Raw genomic sequence first — 16741 nt, forward strand, 5'->3', positions numbered from 1 at the left:
GGACAATTTCACCATCACCCGTAAGCGACTTAATTAATATACCATCCTTGAAAATTAAAGTCAACAGTTTCCCCTTCTTTTTTTTCTTTATTCATCTTAGTTATTTTTCAAATGAAAAAAGGAACACACATAGTATGCTCCTTAATCCCTAATTACTCTTCATCTTCTGGCGTGACAACTTCTGGATTTCCTTCAAGCGGATTCCCATTAGCATCATTACTGCCATTTTCATTTACTACTTCTTCCTCTTCTTCTTCTTCCTTTTCTACCTTGGCGACTGTTGCTACAAATTCATTTTCGCTTTCTTTCATATTGATGAGTTTAACACCTTGTGTGTTTCGGCCCATTTTTGAAATACTAGCGACATCCATACGGATTAGAACGCCACCGGTGGTAATAAGCATCAGGTCTTCAATCCCGGTTACTGCTCTCATCGAAACCAAGTCACCGTTTTTATCCGTGACATGGCAGGTTTTTATTCCTTTTCCGCCTCTGCCTTGGATCCGGTATTCGACTGCTGTTGTCCGTTTACCATAACCATTCTTCGTTACGATCAGAACATCGTTATCTTCCTCTAACACTTCCATACCAACGACTTCATCATCACTAGCCAGCGTAATACCTTTTACGCCTGTAGCTGTCCGTCCCATTGATCTAACATCTGTTTCAGGGAAACGGATAAGCATACCCTTTTTCGTACCAATAATGATATGTTTGCTGCCGTCAGTCAAACGCACAGAGATCAGTTCGTCACCCTCACGTAAGTTTAAGGCAATTAAACCATTATTACGGATATTAGCAAACGATGTTAATGGTGATCGCTTTGAGATTCCTTCTCTTGTTGTAAAGAACAAGGACCAATCATCTACAAATTCCTCCACTGGAATGATCGCGTTCACCCATTCTCCCTTTTCAATTCCAAGTAGATTAATAATCGGAATCCCTTTAGCCGTGCGGCTGAATTCCGGTATTTCATACCCTTTTGAACGATATACCTTTCCTTTATTGGTAAAGAAAAGAATCGTGTCATGGGTGGAAGTGGTGATCAAGTGTTCAACAAAGTCATCCTCATTTGTTCCCATTCCTTGTATGCCTCGGCCGCCCCGTCTTTGGGCACGATAAGTGGACACAGGGAGACGTTTAACATAGCCATTATGTGTTAATGAAATAACAATATTTTCTCGTGGAATTAAATCTTCATCTTCAATATTTTCAATCCCGCCGGTGACAATTTCTGTCCGTCTCTTGTCATTAAAACGTTCTTTAAGCTCAAGCAATTCCTCACGGATAATTTCAAGAATCTTTTCTTCATCCGCTAAAATTGCTTTTAATTCTGCGATAAGCTTAACAAGATTTTGATATTCCTCTTCAATCTTTTCTCTTTCCAACCCTGTTAACCGCTGCAAACGCATATCAAGGATAGCTTGGGCTTGTTTTTCAGAAAGATTAAAAGTAGTCATTAAGCCTTCACGGGCAATGTCTGTAGTTTGCGAACTGCGGATTAACTTAATGACTTCATCTAGATGATCCAAGGCAATTCTTAATCCATCTAAAATATGAGCCCGGGCTTCCGCTTTACGTAATTCAAATTCAGTTCTCCTGCGAATAACTACTATTTGATGATCTAAGTAATGGACTAAGCATTGTTTAAGAGTCAACACCTTTGGATGCCCATTAACAAGGGCTAGTGTATTAATTCCAAAACTAGTTTGCAATGCTGTATGTTTATATAAATTATTTAAAAGGACATTGGCATTTGCATCTTTACGAACTTCAATGACAACCCGCATTCCTTTACGGTCGGATTCATCTCTAAGGTCTGTAATGCCTTCAATCTTTTTATCACGTGCTAATTCAGCAATCTTTTCAACTAATCTCGCTTTATTCACTTGATATGGTAATTCATTGACAATGATAACTTCTTTACCATTTGATTTTTGTTGAATTTCTACCTTGGCACGGATAGTTATCGATCCTCTGCCCGTTTCGTAGGCTTTACGAATCCCACTGCGGCCAAGAATGATTCCTCCAGTTGGGAAATCCGGACCGGGGATAATTTCCATTAGCTCTTGCGTAGTGATTTCAGGATCATGACTAATCGCTAATACGCCATCAATGACTTCTCCAAGCTGGTGCGGCGGAATATTTGTGGCCATCCCAACAGCAATACCCGTTGTTCCATTAACTAATAGATTAGGGAATCTTGCTGGTAAAACGACAGGCTCTCTTTCCTCACCATCATAGTTATCTTGATAATCAATCGTATCTTTGTTTATATCTCTTAATAATTCCATAGAGATTTTGGACATCCTAGATTCTGTATAACGCATGGCTGCTGCAGAATCACCGTCGACAGAACCGAAGTTTCCGTGGCCATCGACAAGCATATAACGATAGTTGAAATCCTGTGCCATCCGGACCATCGTTTCATAAACGGCAGAATCACCATGCGGGTGATACTTACCGATTACATCCCCAACAATACGAGCGGATTTTTTATAAGGTTTGTCTGAATGCATACCAAGATCATGCATCGCATAAAGAATACGGCGATGAACTGGTTTTAACCCATCTCGAACATCTGGAAGGGCACGCGAAACAATAACACTCATTGCATAGTCAAGAAAAGAAGTTTTCATCTCTTGACTGATATTAATTTCTTGTACGTTAGAATTAGGTGTTTCAGCCATAATTTGACCTCCTTCCGCTCATTTTATATATCTAGATTTTTCACATATTGTGCATTTGCTTCGATAAAGTTTCGACGTGGTTCTACTTTTTCACCCATTAACATCTCAAAGGTCTCATCTGCTTCGATTGCATCATCAAGACTAACCTGAAGCATACTCCTATGAGCAGGGTCCATCGTTGTTTCCCACAATTGGTCAGGATTCATCTCACCTAAACCTTTATATCGTTGGATATTGGGCTTTGGTGTGCTTGGCAGCTCGGCGAATATTCGTTCAAGTTCTTTGTCATTATAGGCATACTCAATTCGTTTACCTTGTTGAACTTTATAAAGTGGCGGCTGAGCAATATATATATAACCAGCCTCTAAAATTTTCCTCATAAAACGGTAAAAAAACGTTAAGAGGAGCGTCCGAATATGAGCACCATCAACATCGGCATCCGTCATTATGACTATTTTATGATAACGGGCTTTAGAAAGATCAAAATCTTCGCCGATTCCTGTTCCAATTGCCGTGATCATAGCCCTAACTTCGTTGTTCGAAAGAATTCTATCTAGACGTGCTTTTTCGACATTAAGAATTTTCCCCCGAAGTGGCAGGATAGCTTGGAAATGGCGGTCACGGCCTTGTTTTGCCGAACCTCCGGCAGAGTCACCCTCAACAATATATATTTCACTTTCTGAAGGATCCTTGGAAGAACAGTCAGCTAATTTTCCTGGTAAACTAGAAACCTCCAAGGCACTCTTCCGGCGTGTTAATTCCCTTGCTTTCTTTGCAGCAAGCCTTGCTCTCGCCGCCATCAGGCCTTTTTCGACAATCTTTTTGGCTACCGCTGGATTCTCCAAAAGGAACTTTTCAAAATGATTGGCAAACACAGCGTCTGTAATCGTCCGTACCTCAGAGTTTCCAAGCTTTGTCTTTGTTTGACCTTCAAATTGCGGGTTAGGGTGTTTGATGGAAACTATGGCTGTAATCCCTTCACGAACATCCTCACCGGAAAGATTGGCATCAGCCTCTTTAATAAGCCCATTTTTCCGGGCATAGTCGTTGATTACTCTTGTTAAAGCGGTTTTAAATCCAAATTCATGGGTTCCGCCTTCATAGGTATGGATATTGTTTGCGAATGAGTAAAGGCTATCAGTATAACCCTCGTTGTATTGGAGAGCGACCTCCACATTAATTCCGTCACGATCACCCTCAATATAAATGGGTTCATCATGAATCACTTCTTTTGTGCGGTTTAAATGCTCAACATAGGATTTAATTCCGCCTTCGTAGTAATATTCATTACGTTTATTTTCTTCGCGCTTATCTTCAATGGTGATTTTTATGGCGCGGTTAAGGAAGGCCAATTCACGAAGACGAGTGGCCAATATGTCATATTCGTATACTAATGTCTCCGTAAAAATCTCACTATCTGGTTTAAAATGAATCACTGTACCTGTTTTGTCTGTAGTGCCGATAACTTCTAATTCCTTGACGACTACCCCACGTTCAAATTTTATCAAGTGGATTTGACCATCAAGGTGGACATAAACTTCAAGTTCAGTTGAAAGGGCGTTAACAACCGATGCACCAACGCCGTGAAGCCCCCCTGAAACTTTATAACCGCCGCCGCCGAATTTACCTCCTGCGTGTAGAACAGTCATGATTACCTCAACTGCCGGTCTGCCCATTTTTTCTTGGATTCCTACTGGGATACCGCGGCCATTATCCTTTACTGTGATACTGTTATCCTCTTCAATAATGACATTGATTTCATCACAGTAGCCAGCCAGTGCTTCGTCAATACTGTTGTCCACGATTTCCCAAACAAGATGGTGGAGACCCTTGCCGCTTGTTGATCCGATATACATACCAGGCCGTTTTCGAACAGCCTCAAGCCCTTCAAGAACCTGAATTTGTTCTGCACCGTATGCTTGTTCCTCTAATGCTTTTTGTTCCATAGTCAAGCTTGTTCACCTGCACCTTCTGACAAAAATATATCTATATTTTCGTTGTTAAAAACAATAAATTTATCTTAGAATTCATGAATACTCATTTGGTTTGAACGTTTCTTTAAGGTTCCAGAGGCAATTGGGGACAAGTATACTTTGTCGTATGTAATAATGACCGACTTATAGGGGTTTTTGGACAAATTAATTAACCTTTCTTTGTGACGGCCTATGAATTCTTCAACAAGCGAAGAATTCTTTGCACTCTCTTTATCCAAAATAAAGACAATATCCTCTGCCCTAATATTAATATCTTCCCCGATATGAATATACATGTTCCACCTCAATTGACTTTGTTAATGACCAGCTCCAGCGCCTACGCTTTTCTTATCACTCCAGCTTCAACGACAAAGGTTGAGGCCTCCTTTAATGTTTGATGATCAATCCCATCGACGCTTGTGGTTGTCACAAATGTCTGCACTTTTCCTTGGATGGTATTAAGCAAATGGGACTGCCGATAATCATCGAGCTCCGATAACACATCATCAAGCAGTAAAATGGGATACTCGCCAATTTCTGCATATATTAATTCAATTTCAGCTAACTTAACCGATAGTGCCGTGGTTCGCTGCTGTCCTTGAGATCCGAATGTTTGTACATCTCTTCCGTTGACAAAGAATAACAAATCGTCGCGATGTGGGCCAAACAGGGTGGTACCCCGCTCAATCTCTCTAGTTCTAACCTTGCTGAATTTTTCTTCAAAGGATGCTATCATCTTCGACAAGTCTTGTTCTTCTAATACCTCAACAGAAGGTTTATAAGTAATTTCAAGCACTTCCTTGCCCCTTGAAATTCCGTGGTGGATTGGTTTTGCCCAATTCTCAAGTAATCTTAAGAACTCAAACCGCTTCATCACGACCTTCACGGCGATCTGAATAAACTGCTCCGTTAGAATCTCAAGCATCGTCTGATCTGTTTGCTTTTTGATCTGCATCATTTTTAAAAAGTGATTGCGCTGCTGAAGTATTTTTTGATATTGACTCATATCATGTAAATAAATAGGGGATACCTGTCCAATTTCCATATCGATAAATCGTCTGCGGACTTGCGGGCTGCCTTTAACTAGGTTTAGATCCTCAGGGGCAAACATTACTACATTCAAATTACCCACATATTGACTTAACCTTTGTTGTTCAATATGGTTGCATTTGGCTTTTTTCCCTTTTTTCGAGATAATTAGTTGCAGCGGCAATGAGCTGTGCTGCTTTTGAACCCTACCCTCTATTTTAGCATACTCTTGATCCCAGCGAATAAGATCTTTGTCATTGGAGGTTCGATGGGACTTGGCCATCGCTAAAACGTAAATCGATTCCATGACATTTGTTTTCCCTTGGGCGTTCTCCCCCAAGATGACATTCACTTTATTTTCAAATTCTACGTATATCTCTTCATAATTTCGATAATTTTTTAGCGCTAACTTTTCAATATACATAGGAAACGCATCCTTTAGCCACCCGGTAATTACTCAGTAATCACAAACTCCCCAAAACCAGCAATTTGGACTTTGTCACCGGTGCGAAGCTTTCTTCCTCTTCTTTGATCTTGTTCACCATTTATGATGATCTTATGCTCACTTAAAAACCATTTTGCCATGCCACCTGTTTGAATTACCTCGGCCAATTTCAAAAATTGTCCTAACGTAATAAATTCCGTGTTCAGCTTTATTTCCTCAGGCAAATCGTCACCCTCATTTCTAAAATGGTCTCAATACTTTATTTTACTAAATAATTCACCTAGATACAAAGATTTCACAGAAATACTTTTAAAAAAGAATACCGCCATTATTCTGGCGGCATATGAACAAGGCATGTATAAACTTAGTACGTCCTTACAGGTAAAATGAGCTGTAAAATCGTTTCATCATGAAGGGGACGAATGACGAAAGGACGCATCGCTCCCGTAAAACTGACACTTACGTCTGTTCCTTCAAGCGCTTTTAGGGCATCCATCATATATTTGGCACTAAAGGAAATCTTTAAATCTTCCCCGTTAATGGCCCCGCTTTGAATCTCTTCAACTACTTTTCCAATCTCAGGAGTGTTCGATGAAATCTCAATGGCCCCTCCGTCAATCGTTGATAACTTAACGACATTATTTCTTCCCTCTCTGGCTAGCAATGAGGCACGATCAATCGCATGTAAAAATTCTTTCGTATTCACCGTCACGTCTGTTTTACTTTCGCTTGGAATCAGTTTAGATGTGTCTGGATAGTTTCCTTCCAACAATCTTGAAAAGAATAATAAGTGCTTCGCCTTGAATAAAATTTGATTTTCAGTAATCACAATATCAATTAAATCATGACTGTCATCAATAATTTTGCTTAACTCATTTAAGCTCTTACCAGGAATAACGACATTATAGCTTTCATTATTTTCCGTTTGGATTCTTGCTTGTCTTTGGGCCAGACGATGGCTATCTGTTGCAATACAGATTAGCTCACCGTTTTCCACCTTCCAGTTTACACCTGTCAAGATGGGGCGTGTTTCTGAGGTGGACACGGCAAAATGGGTTTGTCTAATCATTGCTTTTAAAAGGTCTGTCTCAATATGAAATTTATTATTTTCTTCTACCTGGGGGAGGTGTGGATATTCCTCGGCATCAAGGCCATTTAGATTAAACTCTGATTTCCCCGAGCGAATAACCGTTTGAAGCGACCCAAGAACCTCAATTTCCACTGAATCAGTCGGGAGTTTCCTGACGATCTCACTGAAGAACTTTGCTTGAAGGACGATGGCTCCAGGTTGTTTGATTTCAACAATTTCATCTCCGGCATCCTCTTTTGGGATAAATGATTCAATCGAAACATCAGAATCACTTCCTGTTAATGTAACACCTTCCGCGGTGGCAGTAATTTTTATTCCAGTTAGGATGGGGATCGTTGTTCTTGATGTGACAGCCTTCATTACGTCTTGAACACTTTGAACTAAGCGGTCCCGTTGGATAATAAATTTCATGGCATGAATCCTCCGTTTTAAGCATATTTTTAAAGCAATAACATATAATAATATTTTTTAAAAAATTAGTAGAAGTACTAGTAGGGCCTGTTAGTATGTGGATAACTGGATATTTTCAACGGAAACACAGCCTATCCACATGTGGACAGACTGTGTACAAGTGGTAGAGAGTTATGCACATTTAACACACTATATTTTTAATAGTTCATGGAGTTCTTTCATTTGTCTTTGCAGCTGCGAATCGGTCTGAAGCAGCTTAGAGATTTTTTCATGGGCATGAATCACCGTAGTATGATCGCGTCCGCCAAACTCTTCTCCTATTTTAGGCAAAGAGTAATCAGTTAATTCACGAGATAAGTACATAGCAATCTGCCGTGGAAAAGCAACAGACTTTGTCCGCTTCTTTGCTTTAAAGTCTTCTAGTTTAATACTAAAAAGTTCCCCCACGGTTTTTTGGATTTCAAGGATTGTAATCACTTTTGGCTTTGAACTTGGAATAATATCCTTTAATGCCTCGGCCGCTAAATTAGCATTTATATCTTTATTAATTAACGAAGAATAGGCAACAACGCGAATAAGTGCACCTTCGAGTTCCCTGATGTTTGTATCAATTTGATTGGCGATATACAGCATTACTTCGTTTGGTATATCCAAGCCTTCCGCCCTGGCTTTTTTACGAAGAATGGCGATTCTTGTTTCCAAATCCGGAGGGGTGATATCAGTAATCAATCCCCATTCAAAACGTGAGCGGAGCCGGTCCTCCAATGTCGGAATTTCTCTGGGCGGGCGGTCGCTGGAGATGATTATTTGTTTGCTTTCCTCATGAAGGGCATTAAACGTATGAAAAAATTCTTCCTGAGTTGATTCTTTTCCAGCCAAAAACTGAATATCATCTATAAGTAAAATATCAACATTTCGATATTTATTGCGGAAATTCTCTGCTTTATTGTCACGAATCGAGTTAATAAACTCATTTGTAAACTTTTCAGAGGATAAATAAACAACCTTAGCTGCAGGGTTATGATCTAAGACATAATGTCCAATGGCGTGCATTAAGTGCGTTTTTCCTAATCCAACGCCCCCGTAGATAAAGAGGGGATTATAGGCTTTTGCCGGTGCTTCGGCAACGGCTAGGGATGCGGCATGGGCAAAACGGTTGCCCGAACCAATAACGAACGTATCAAATGTATATTTCTGATTCAAAATGCCTTGAGGGAATTCACCATGGTCATCATCCCTTTTAAACTTTTTCGGCGGCAGGTTGACATCATTGTCGGCATCGTTTTGATTTTGCGGAATAATAAACTTTACAGAAAGCTCTTCCCCAGTAATTTCATAGAGAATACCGGAAATTAACTGAGAATAGCGCTCTTCCAGCCAATCGCGTGCAAATTCATTAGGAGCAGTTATGACAAGCAAATCACCTTGAAGGGAGTGGGCCTTTGTGGACTTAAGCCATGTATCAAAGCTAGGCTTGCTTATCTTTTTCTCAATTTTGGCTAATGCAGCATGCCAAAGATCAGCAATATTTTCCAACTAGTATCCCTCCTTTTTGTTTTTTTCTTAATTTATTATTTACTGGCACTTGCATTATTTACTGTCTATCTCCAAAAAATATTCTTTTATGATGGAGTATTTTTTCGCAACCGGGTAATTTATTGGACTAATGTTCCGTGAAAAATAAGGTTTATACTGGCGGTACAACCTATGAATGTATAAATATACGAAACGGTGGTTGTGGAAAATATATAATAGGGAAATAATGTGGAGTTTCGACAATATCCACTCCTTGTGGACAAGTTTTTACAGAGTGCTAGAATAAACTATCCACATGTTATCCACAGTTTGTGGATAAGGTATTTTCGAAATGAAGTTATTCAGAGTGAAAACACAAATATAATATCAAATAATTGCTTGGTGTGCAATGCCCTTTCGTAGTTTATCCACAACAATAACATTATGTGCATGGGAATTGTCCACAAGTAGATAGATTGTGTAAAAGCTGTCAATATCTTGTGGGGAGTGTAGAAAAATGTCGAAAATTTATCCACAGGCAAAAGAAAAGCGTAAACCCTGAGTGCTGCATAATTTTTAAAATCTAAGGATCGGACGAGCCCCTATTGGTTTAGAATTTCTGGAAAGTAACTAAATCATGTTCGTAAATAATTGGAAATAGGGAATAATAATGAGTGAGTAGTTGACAATTTTATGCTAACGTCTTTATAATAGGTTAGACTGTCAATGAAGTTTAAATTGAGAACAAATCCTCAGGGAGGTGTCATATAATGAAAAGAACATATCAACCAAATAGTCGTAAACATAGTAAAGTTCACGGTTTCCGCAGTCGTATGAGCTCAGCCAATGGACGTAAGGTTCTAGCGCGCCGCCGTCTTAAAGGAAGAAAAGTATTATCAGCATAGACCACTGAAAAGTCAGTGGTCTTTTTTTCTAATAAAGACCAATAGGCAGTAAACTAAATAAAGGTGGTGTGAGCAGAGCTGGGCTTCACTTATTCAAAGTAAAAAATTACTTTTTTGCTCGGAATGAATAAAGCAGCTTCGTTCTTGCGACGCTCCGCCCCTTTTCCCAAACTGAAGGTGTTTTTTATGAAAAGAGAGTTACGTGTTAAAAAAAATAAAGAGTTTCAAGCGGCATTTCAACATGGTCGTTCATTTGCGAATAGACAGTTTGTTGTGTATGCATTAACAAAAGAAGGCCAGGACTTTTTCAGGATCGGTCTGTCTGTCAGCAAGAAGATTGGCAATGCGGTGATGAGAAACCAAATTAAAAGGTATTTAAGACAATCCATTCTTGAGCTTAATGGACAGCTTGCCCCAGGGAATGATTACATCATTATTGCCAGGAAGCCTGCTGCTGAAATGGATTTTTTTGAGGTGAAGAAAAGTTTGACCCATGTCCTAAAGGTGGGGAAGGTTTTAAAGAAATAGCTATGAGCCGATAATTGTTAGACTTTAGTCAAAATATGGCTTTGCAAGGAAGACAATTTAGTAAAAAAAATGATAAAATACCTTTTGAAATAATAATCGAAAAGATTTTTTTACATAAAAGTTCTACAGACATTAACTATCTTTATTGTAAGGGGGAAAATTTGGTTGAAAAAGAGAATTTTACTTTTAATCGGAATGCTTTCTGTATTCGTGCTCCTGGCGGGATGTAGTGAGATTAAGAAGCCGATTAATTCGAATAGTACAGGCTTTTGGAATGAGTACATTGTCTATCCTTTATCTTGGTTAATTAAAGAAGGAGCGCATTTGCTTTGGGGCAGCTTTGGTTTATCGATTATTTTTGTCACGATACTAATTCGCCTTGTTCTATTACCATTAATGATCAAGCAGACGAAAAGCTCTAAGGCGATGCAGGCACTTCAGCCAGAAATGGCCGAGCTGAAAAAGAAGTACAGCTCGAAAGATCAAAAGACACAGCAAAAGCTGCAGCAGGAAACAATGGCACTCTTTTCAAAACATGGGGCCAATCCGATGGCCGGTTGTTTGCCGCTAATTGTTCAAATGCCTATTTTAATTGGTTTTTACCATGCGATTTCCAGAACGAGGGAGATCGCCAACGATAGCTTTTTGTGGTTTAATTTAGGAGACCCAGACCCGTTTTATATCCTGCCAATTCTGGCAGCTATTACTACATTTATTCAGCAAAAGGTTATGATGGCAGGACAACAGCAAAATCCACAAATGGCGATGATGGTGTGGATGATGCCGATTATGATCTTCTTCTTTGCTTTTAAATTTCCAGCGGCTCTTTCACTGTATTGGGTTGTCGGAAATACTTTCATGATAGTGCAAACCTATTTTATTAAAGGCCCGGATCTGAAAAAGGTTTCAGCTGCCGGTAATGCGGGAGGAGCAAAAAAGTGAAACAGGTAACTGCTACAGGACAAACTGTCGAAGAAGCAGTAGAATCAGCTTTAGCTCAATTGAAGACAACGAAAGACCGTGCTGACGTAGACATCATTGATGAAGGAAAAAAAGGGATCTTTGGCATTTTCGGAACGCGCCCAGCTGTTGTGAAAGTAACGGTCATCATTGACCCTATTGAAGAGGCGAAGAAATTCCTTACTCAAGTAAGCTTGCAAATGGGGGCTCCAGTGGAAATAGAAGTAAAACGTGAGGGCAAACATGTGCACTTTTTGTTGACTGGCGAAAAAATTGCTCTTTTGATTGGCAAAAGGGGTCAAACGCTAAATTCTCTTCAATATTTGACTCAGTTAGTCCTTAATCGCTTTTCCAATCAATATTTAACTGTTATTTTGGATGCAGAGGATTATCGGAAAAGAAGAAGTGAAACCCTTATTCAATTAGCCCATCGCCTCGCGCTAAAAGTTGCCAAGTCGGGGAAAGATGTGGCCCTAGAACCAATGCCATCTTATGAGCGTAAAGTGATTCACGCTGCTTTATCCGAGAACAAACGAATAAAAACATTTTCTGACGGTGCTGAACCGCATCGTTTTATTGTGATTACACCGGCGAAACGATAAACTTAATTGAAAAAAATAGAAAGGACATCCTAATCATAAATAGGGTGTCCTTTTTTTTGTGTTAGGCTTTGTTAAATGTCATTGTTGATTTTATCACCCTGTTGATTGAAACGGAAGGCGCGAAGCGACGAGGAGGCTCCCCGGCATGCCCTAAGGTGCGCGAAGCGCCTGGAGTGGAAATCAACAGCTAAGTTTAACAGAGCCTTGTGTTAAAAGGTGAAAAAGAAAGGAACTGTTGATAACAATTCCACGTTTTATTGTTATTCACATGTGGATAAGTTAAAATAATAGACGGAGATATTCAGACTGTGGATAAATTAGCGCTGAAGCAGGATTGCTTTTTTATCATAAATTGATGTGGTATTCTAGTGTTTTGGATAAAATCTTGATTTTTATATAGATGGATTTTTTAGTTGTGAGGTGAGGAAAATGGAATTTGACACAATTGCAGCGATTTCGACGCCAATGGGGGAGGGTGCCATTGCGATTGTCCGTTTGAGCGGTGATGATGCCATCCCAATTGCTGACAAGTTTTTTAAGGGTATTAGCGGGAAACGGCTTTCAGAGCAGGCGACACATACTATTCATTATGGGCATCTCCTCGATCCTAAGAGCGGTCAAGTGATTGAAGAGGTCATGGTGTCTGTCATGAGAGGGCCGAAAACTTTTACAAAAGAGGACGTTGTTGAAATAAACTGCCACGGCGGTATTGTTTCCGTGAATAAAGTGTTGCAGCAGGTATTAAAAAGCGGTGCGAGACTTGCGGAACCCGGGGAATTTACGAAACGTGCCTTTTTAAATGGACGGATTGATTTATCCCAGGCTGAAGCGGTCATGGATTTAATCAGGGCAAAGACGGACCGGGCCATGAATGTGGCATTAGGTCAAATGGATGGGCGGTTATCAAAGCTTATTCGCAGACTTAGACAGGAAATCTTAGAGATTCTTGCCCATGTCGAAGTCAATATAGATTATCCGGAATATGACGATGTGGAAGAGATGACCCATAAGATGTTAGCGGAAAAGGCCCATTTTGTTCGTGAAGAGATAAAAAAGCTGCTGCAAACTTCCGAGCAAGGGAAGATTTTACGAGAAGGTTTATCTACTGCCATTGTCGGCCGTCCGAATGTCGGGAAATCTTCGTTATTAAATAGCCTGGTTCAGGAAAACAAGGCGATTGTTACCGATATTCCTGGGACAACCCGGGATGTAATTGAAGAATATGTGAATGTTCGCGGGGTCCCGCTCCGGCTTTTGGATACAGCGGGAATTAGGGAAACAGAGGATATCGTCGAACGAATCGGGGTGGAGCGCTCCCGTCAGGTTTTAAAAGAAGCCGATTTGATTTTGCTTGTTTTGAATTATGCTGAATTGTTAACGATAGAGGATGAAAGCCTTTTTGAGGTTGTTAAAGGGATGGATACAATTGTTATTGTCAATAAAATGGACCTGACCAAACAGATTGATATGGAGCGGGTTAACGAATTGGCAAAGGGACATAAAATTGTCACAACATCGCTTTTGGAAGATCGTGGTGTTGATGAGCTGGAGGAAGCCATTGCCTCTTTATTCTTTGCGGGATCGATTGAAGGCGGCGATATCACTTATGTTTCAAACAGCCGGCATATTGCCTTACTAAACATGAGCCTTCAAGCGATTGAAGACGCACTTGATGGGGTGTCGATGGGGACTCCGATTGATATTGTGCAAATTGATTTAACAAGAACATGGGAATTACTTGGAGAAATCATTGGCGACAGTGTCCATGAAAGCCTGATTGACCAGTTATTTTCTCAGTTCTGTCTAGGTAAATAGATGAAAGTTACGTTTCCGCACTTGGCGGAAAAGGAGGAACAACATGCAATACGAAGCAGGAAATTTTGATGTCATTGTTATTGGCGCGGGTCATGCCGGCTGTGAAGCAGGATTGGCAGCTGCCAGACTTGGTGCAAAAACCGTAATGATTACCATTAACCTCGATATGGTGGCCTTTATGCCATGTAACCCATCTGTAGGAGGACCGGCGAAAGGGATTGTCGTTCGTGAAATCGATGCCCTAGGCGGGGAAATGGCAAAAAACATTGACAAAACGTATATCCAAATGAGGATGCTGAACACTGGTAAGGGTCCAGCTGTCCGTGCCCTAAGAGCACAGGCTGATAAATTTGCCTACCAGCATGAAATGAAAAAGACACTTGAAGAAGAACCCAATTTAACATTAATCCAAGGGATGGTCGAACAGTTAATCGTCGAGGACGGGATCTGTACAGGAGTAGTCGCCATGACGGGCGCTGTTTACCGGGCAAAAACAGTTATTATTACCACTGGTACCTTCCTTCGCGGCGAAATTATCCTTGGTGAATTGAAATATTCAAGCGGTCCTAATAACCAACAGCCATCGATCAAGTTATCTGAGCATTTAGAAGAACTTGGCTTTGAATTGGTGCGTTTTAAAACGGGGACACCGCCAAGAGTCAACAGCAATACCATCGATTACAGCAAAACAGAAATCCAGCCTGGCGATGACAAGGCTTGGGCTTTTTCCTATGAAACAACGAAATACATTACCGATCAGCTCCCATGCTGGTTAACCTATACAAGCGAACAAACACATCTATTAATTGATCAAAACCTGCATCGTTCACCCATGTATTCCGGGATGATTAAGGGGACAGGACCAAGGTATTGTCCATCGATTGAGGATAAAGTAGTTCGCTTTAATGACAAGCCGCGCCATCAGATTTTCCTTGAGCCGGAAGGCCGGAATACAAAAGAAGTCTATGTCCAAGGGCTGTCGACAAGTTTACCGGAAGAGGTACAGGTGCAGTTGATTAAAACGGTTCCCGGACTGGAAAATGCGCAAATGATGCGAGCCGGATATGCGATTGAGTATGATGCAATTGTGCCAACACAGCTATGGCCGACGCTTGAAACAAAAACCGTCAAGAATTTATATACAGCCGGGCAAATTAACGGGACCTCTGGCTATGAGGAAGCAGCGGGTCAAGGGTTAATGGCCGGGATCAACGCTGGATTAAATGCCTTGGGCCGGGAGCAGTTAGTTTTAAGCCGCTCCGATGCTTATATTGGCGTCTTAATTGATGATTTGATTACTAAAGGTACAAGTGAACCCTATCGATTACTAACGTCAAGAGCCGAATACCGCCTTCTTTTGCGACATGATAATGCGGACCTAAGATTAACCGAGGTTGGCCATGAAATTGGATTGATTGGGGATGCCCGCTACGAAAAGTATGTCGTAAAAAGGGATGCCATTGAAGCAGAAAAACAACGATTAACGTCAACTTTCCTTAAACCCACTGCTGAAGTCCAAGAACTGATTAAAAGTATTGGCGGCAGTGAATTAAAAGATGGGATTCGTGCCTCCGACCTGTTAAAAAGGCCTGAAATGACGTACGAATTGCTGGAAAAGCTGACAAAAAGTGAAAAGCCTTTAGACGATGAAACCAAGGAACAAGTAGAAATCCAATTAAAATATGAGGGTTATATTGCCAAGTCACTGCAGCAGGTCGACCGCTTAAAGAAAATGGAAGATAAAAAAATTCCTGAGAATATTGATTATGATCAGGTTTCAGGGCTTGCAACAGAAGCCAGACAAAGACTAAAGCTGGTCAAACCGTTATCTATTGCCCAGGCATCCCGAGTATCCGGAGTAAATCCAGCTGATATTTCCATCCTGCTTGTTTACTTAGAGCAAGGCCGGATTGCAAGAGTGTCTAACGAATAACAAAGATAGGCGGAAGTGCCAAAGTGCTTGCGCCTGACAGTAAGTGAGGAAGATTTTCCAATGATTATTGAACAATTTGAAGCAAGTCTTCGGGAAAAGGGAATTTCCCTTAACGAACAGCAGCTTGACCAGTTTGAGAAGTACTACGAGACGCTGGTTGAGTGGAATGAAAAAATGAATTTAACGGCAATCACGGATAAGGAAGACGTTTATTTAAAGCATTTTTATGATTCAATTACGGCTTCATTCCATTTTGATTTTACAAAACCCTTTCATCTTTGTGATGTAGGGGCCGGTGCAGGGTTCCCAAGTATTCCATTAAAAATTGTTTTTCCGGATATCCAGGTGACGATTGTTGATTCACTGAATAAGCGGATTTCGTTTTTAAATCATCTGGCGAACGTGTTACATTTAGAAAATGTCCACTTTATTCACGACCGGGCCGAAACCTTTGGGGTCAATCCTGCCTATCGGGAAAGCTTTGATGTCGTAACAGCAAGAGCCGTCGCGAGGATGTCTGTGTTGAGTGAACTTTGTTTGCCGCTAGTAAAAGTAGGCGGGCATTTTATTGCCATGAAGGCAGCCCATGCCAATGATGAATTAGAAATGGGCCAAAAGGCGATTACTACGCTTGGCGGCAAGGTGGAAGAAGTGTTCACCTTTACGCTTCCTATGGAAGAAAGCGAACGAAATATTTTAATCATCAAAAAAGATAAACTAACGCCAAAGAAATATCCTCGGAAGCCCGGGACACCAGGAAAGACACCGATTGAATAAGAAAGACGCAAGCTTCCTTTGCGCGGCGTATGGACTGGAGCGCTTTGACTGAGTATTGGAAACAAGGA

At 40.7% G+C, this 16741-nt stretch carries 14 protein-coding genes; 7 read left to right on the forward strand and 7 right to left on the reverse strand.

From position 1 onward, the window contains the following. Positions 1-152 precede the first annotated feature (152 nt). The 7 genes from gyrA to dnaA form a co-directional block, all read right to left on the reverse strand. Complete coding sequence (gene gyrA / locus BSO02S_RS24575; protein ID WP_066074185.1) at positions 153-2690, reverse strand: DNA gyrase subunit A; 2538 nt, start codon at positions 2688-2690, stop codon at positions 153-155. A 23-nt stretch (positions 2691-2713) separates the two neighbouring features. Continuing rightward, positions 2714-4636, reverse strand: coding sequence for a DNA topoisomerase (ATP-hydrolyzing) subunit B (gene gyrB / locus BSO02S_RS24580; protein WP_066074188.1), 1923 nt, complete (start codon positions 4634-4636; stop codon positions 2714-2716). 74 nt (positions 4637-4710) lie between these two features. After that, positions 4711-4959 (reverse strand): extracellular matrix regulator RemB, encoded by a 249-nt coding sequence (remB, locus tag BSO02S_RS24585; RefSeq protein WP_066074191.1) that lies wholly within the window; start codon positions 4957-4959, stop codon positions 4711-4713. A 41-nt stretch (positions 4960-5000) separates the two neighbouring features. Next, positions 5001-6116, reverse strand: a complete 1116-nt coding sequence (gene recF, locus BSO02S_RS24590) for a DNA replication/repair protein RecF (RefSeq protein WP_066074195.1) — start codon at positions 6114-6116, stop codon at positions 5001-5003. Positions 6117-6145: 29 nt separating this feature from the next. Further along, positions 6146-6361, reverse strand: a complete 216-nt coding sequence (gene yaaA, locus BSO02S_RS24595) for a S4 domain-containing protein YaaA (protein ID WP_066074198.1) — start codon at positions 6359-6361, stop codon at positions 6146-6148. Positions 6362-6501: 140 nt separating this feature from the next. Then, complete coding sequence (gene dnaN / locus BSO02S_RS24600; RefSeq protein ID WP_066074203.1) at positions 6502-7638, reverse strand: DNA polymerase III subunit beta; 1137 nt, start codon at positions 7636-7638, stop codon at positions 6502-6504. A gap of 189 nt (positions 7639-7827) precedes the next feature. Then, complete coding sequence (dnaA, locus tag BSO02S_RS24605) at positions 7828-9174, reverse strand: chromosomal replication initiator protein DnaA (RefSeq protein WP_066074206.1); 1347 nt, start codon at positions 9172-9174, stop codon at positions 7828-7830. A 749-nt stretch (positions 9175-9923) separates the two neighbouring features. On the opposite strand from dnaA, the gene rpmH reads away from it, so the two are divergent. The 7 genes from rpmH (at position 9924) to rsmG (ending at position 16673) form a co-directional block, all read left to right on the forward strand. Further along, positions 9924-10058, forward strand: coding sequence for a 50S ribosomal protein L34 (gene rpmH, locus BSO02S_RS26715; protein ID WP_035446353.1), 135 nt, complete (start codon positions 9924-9926; stop codon positions 10056-10058). Between the two features lie 186 nt (positions 10059-10244). Next, complete coding sequence (gene rnpA, locus BSO02S_RS24610; protein ID WP_066074209.1) at positions 10245-10586, forward strand: ribonuclease P protein component; 342 nt, start codon at positions 10245-10247, stop codon at positions 10584-10586. A 165-nt stretch (positions 10587-10751) separates the two neighbouring features. After that, positions 10752-11528, forward strand: coding sequence for a YidC family membrane integrase SpoIIIJ (gene spoIIIJ / locus BSO02S_RS24615; RefSeq protein ID WP_066074211.1), 777 nt, complete (start codon positions 10752-10754; stop codon positions 11526-11528). Then, positions 11525-12148, forward strand: coding sequence for an RNA-binding cell elongation regulator Jag/EloR (jag, locus tag BSO02S_RS24620; RefSeq protein WP_066074215.1), 624 nt, complete (start codon positions 11525-11527; stop codon positions 12146-12148). Before spoIIIJ ends, jag begins: the two co-directional genes overlap by 4 nt. Positions 12149-12577: 429 nt before the next feature. Continuing rightward, the gene (gene mnmE, locus BSO02S_RS24625) at positions 12578-13963 is read left to right on the forward strand and encodes a tRNA uridine-5-carboxymethylaminomethyl(34) synthesis GTPase MnmE (protein ID WP_066074218.1); all 1386 of its coding nucleotides are present in this window, start codon (positions 12578-12580) and stop codon (positions 13961-13963) included. 43 nt (positions 13964-14006) lie between these two features. Then, positions 14007-15896 (forward strand): tRNA uridine-5-carboxymethylaminomethyl(34) synthesis enzyme MnmG, encoded by a 1890-nt coding sequence (gene mnmG / locus BSO02S_RS24630; RefSeq protein WP_066074221.1) that lies wholly within the window; start codon positions 14007-14009, stop codon positions 15894-15896. Positions 15897-15956: 60 nt separating this feature from the next. Further along, positions 15957-16673, forward strand: coding sequence for a 16S rRNA (guanine(527)-N(7))-methyltransferase RsmG (gene rsmG, locus BSO02S_RS24635; RefSeq protein ID WP_066074224.1), 717 nt, complete (start codon positions 15957-15959; stop codon positions 16671-16673). The last annotated feature ends 68 nt before the right edge of the window (positions 16674-16741 follow it).

The organism is Neobacillus soli NBRC 102451, from assembly GCF_001591665.1.
GTDB lineage: Bacteria > Bacillota > Bacilli > Bacillales > Cytobacillaceae > Neobacillus > Neobacillus soli.

Bases quoted from the DNA above. Each gene is read 5' to 3' on its own strand.
- gyrA (WP_066074185.1), bottom strand. From the start codon at position 2,690: ATGGCTGAAACACCTAATTCTAACGTACAAGAAATTAATATCAGTCAA.
- gyrB (WP_066074188.1), bottom strand. From the start codon at position 4,636: ATGGAACAAAAAGCATTAGAGGAACAAGCATACGGTGCAGAACAAATT.
- remB (WP_066074191.1), bottom strand. From the start codon at position 4,959: ATGTATATTCATATCGGGGAAGATATTAATATTAGGGCAGAGGATATT.
- recF (WP_066074195.1), bottom strand. From the start codon at position 6,116: ATGTATATTGAAAAGTTAGCGCTAAAAAATTATCGAAATTATGAAGAG.
- dnaN (WP_066074203.1), bottom strand. From the start codon at position 7,638: ATGAAATTTATTATCCAACGGGACCGCTTAGTTCAAAGTGTTCAAGAC.
- rpmH (WP_035446353.1), top strand. From the start codon at position 9,924: ATGAAAAGAACATATCAACCAAATAGTCGTAAACATAGTAAAGTTCAC.
- rnpA (WP_066074209.1), top strand. From the start codon at position 10,245: ATGAAAAGAGAGTTACGTGTTAAAAAAAATAAAGAGTTTCAAGCGGCA.
- mnmE (WP_066074218.1), top strand. From the start codon at position 12,578: ATGGAATTTGACACAATTGCAGCGATTTCGACGCCAATGGGGGAGGGT.
- mnmG (WP_066074221.1), top strand. From the start codon at position 14,007: ATGCAATACGAAGCAGGAAATTTTGATGTCATTGTTATTGGCGCGGGT.
- rsmG (WP_066074224.1), top strand. From the start codon at position 15,957: ATGATTATTGAACAATTTGAAGCAAGTCTTCGGGAAAAGGGAATTTCC.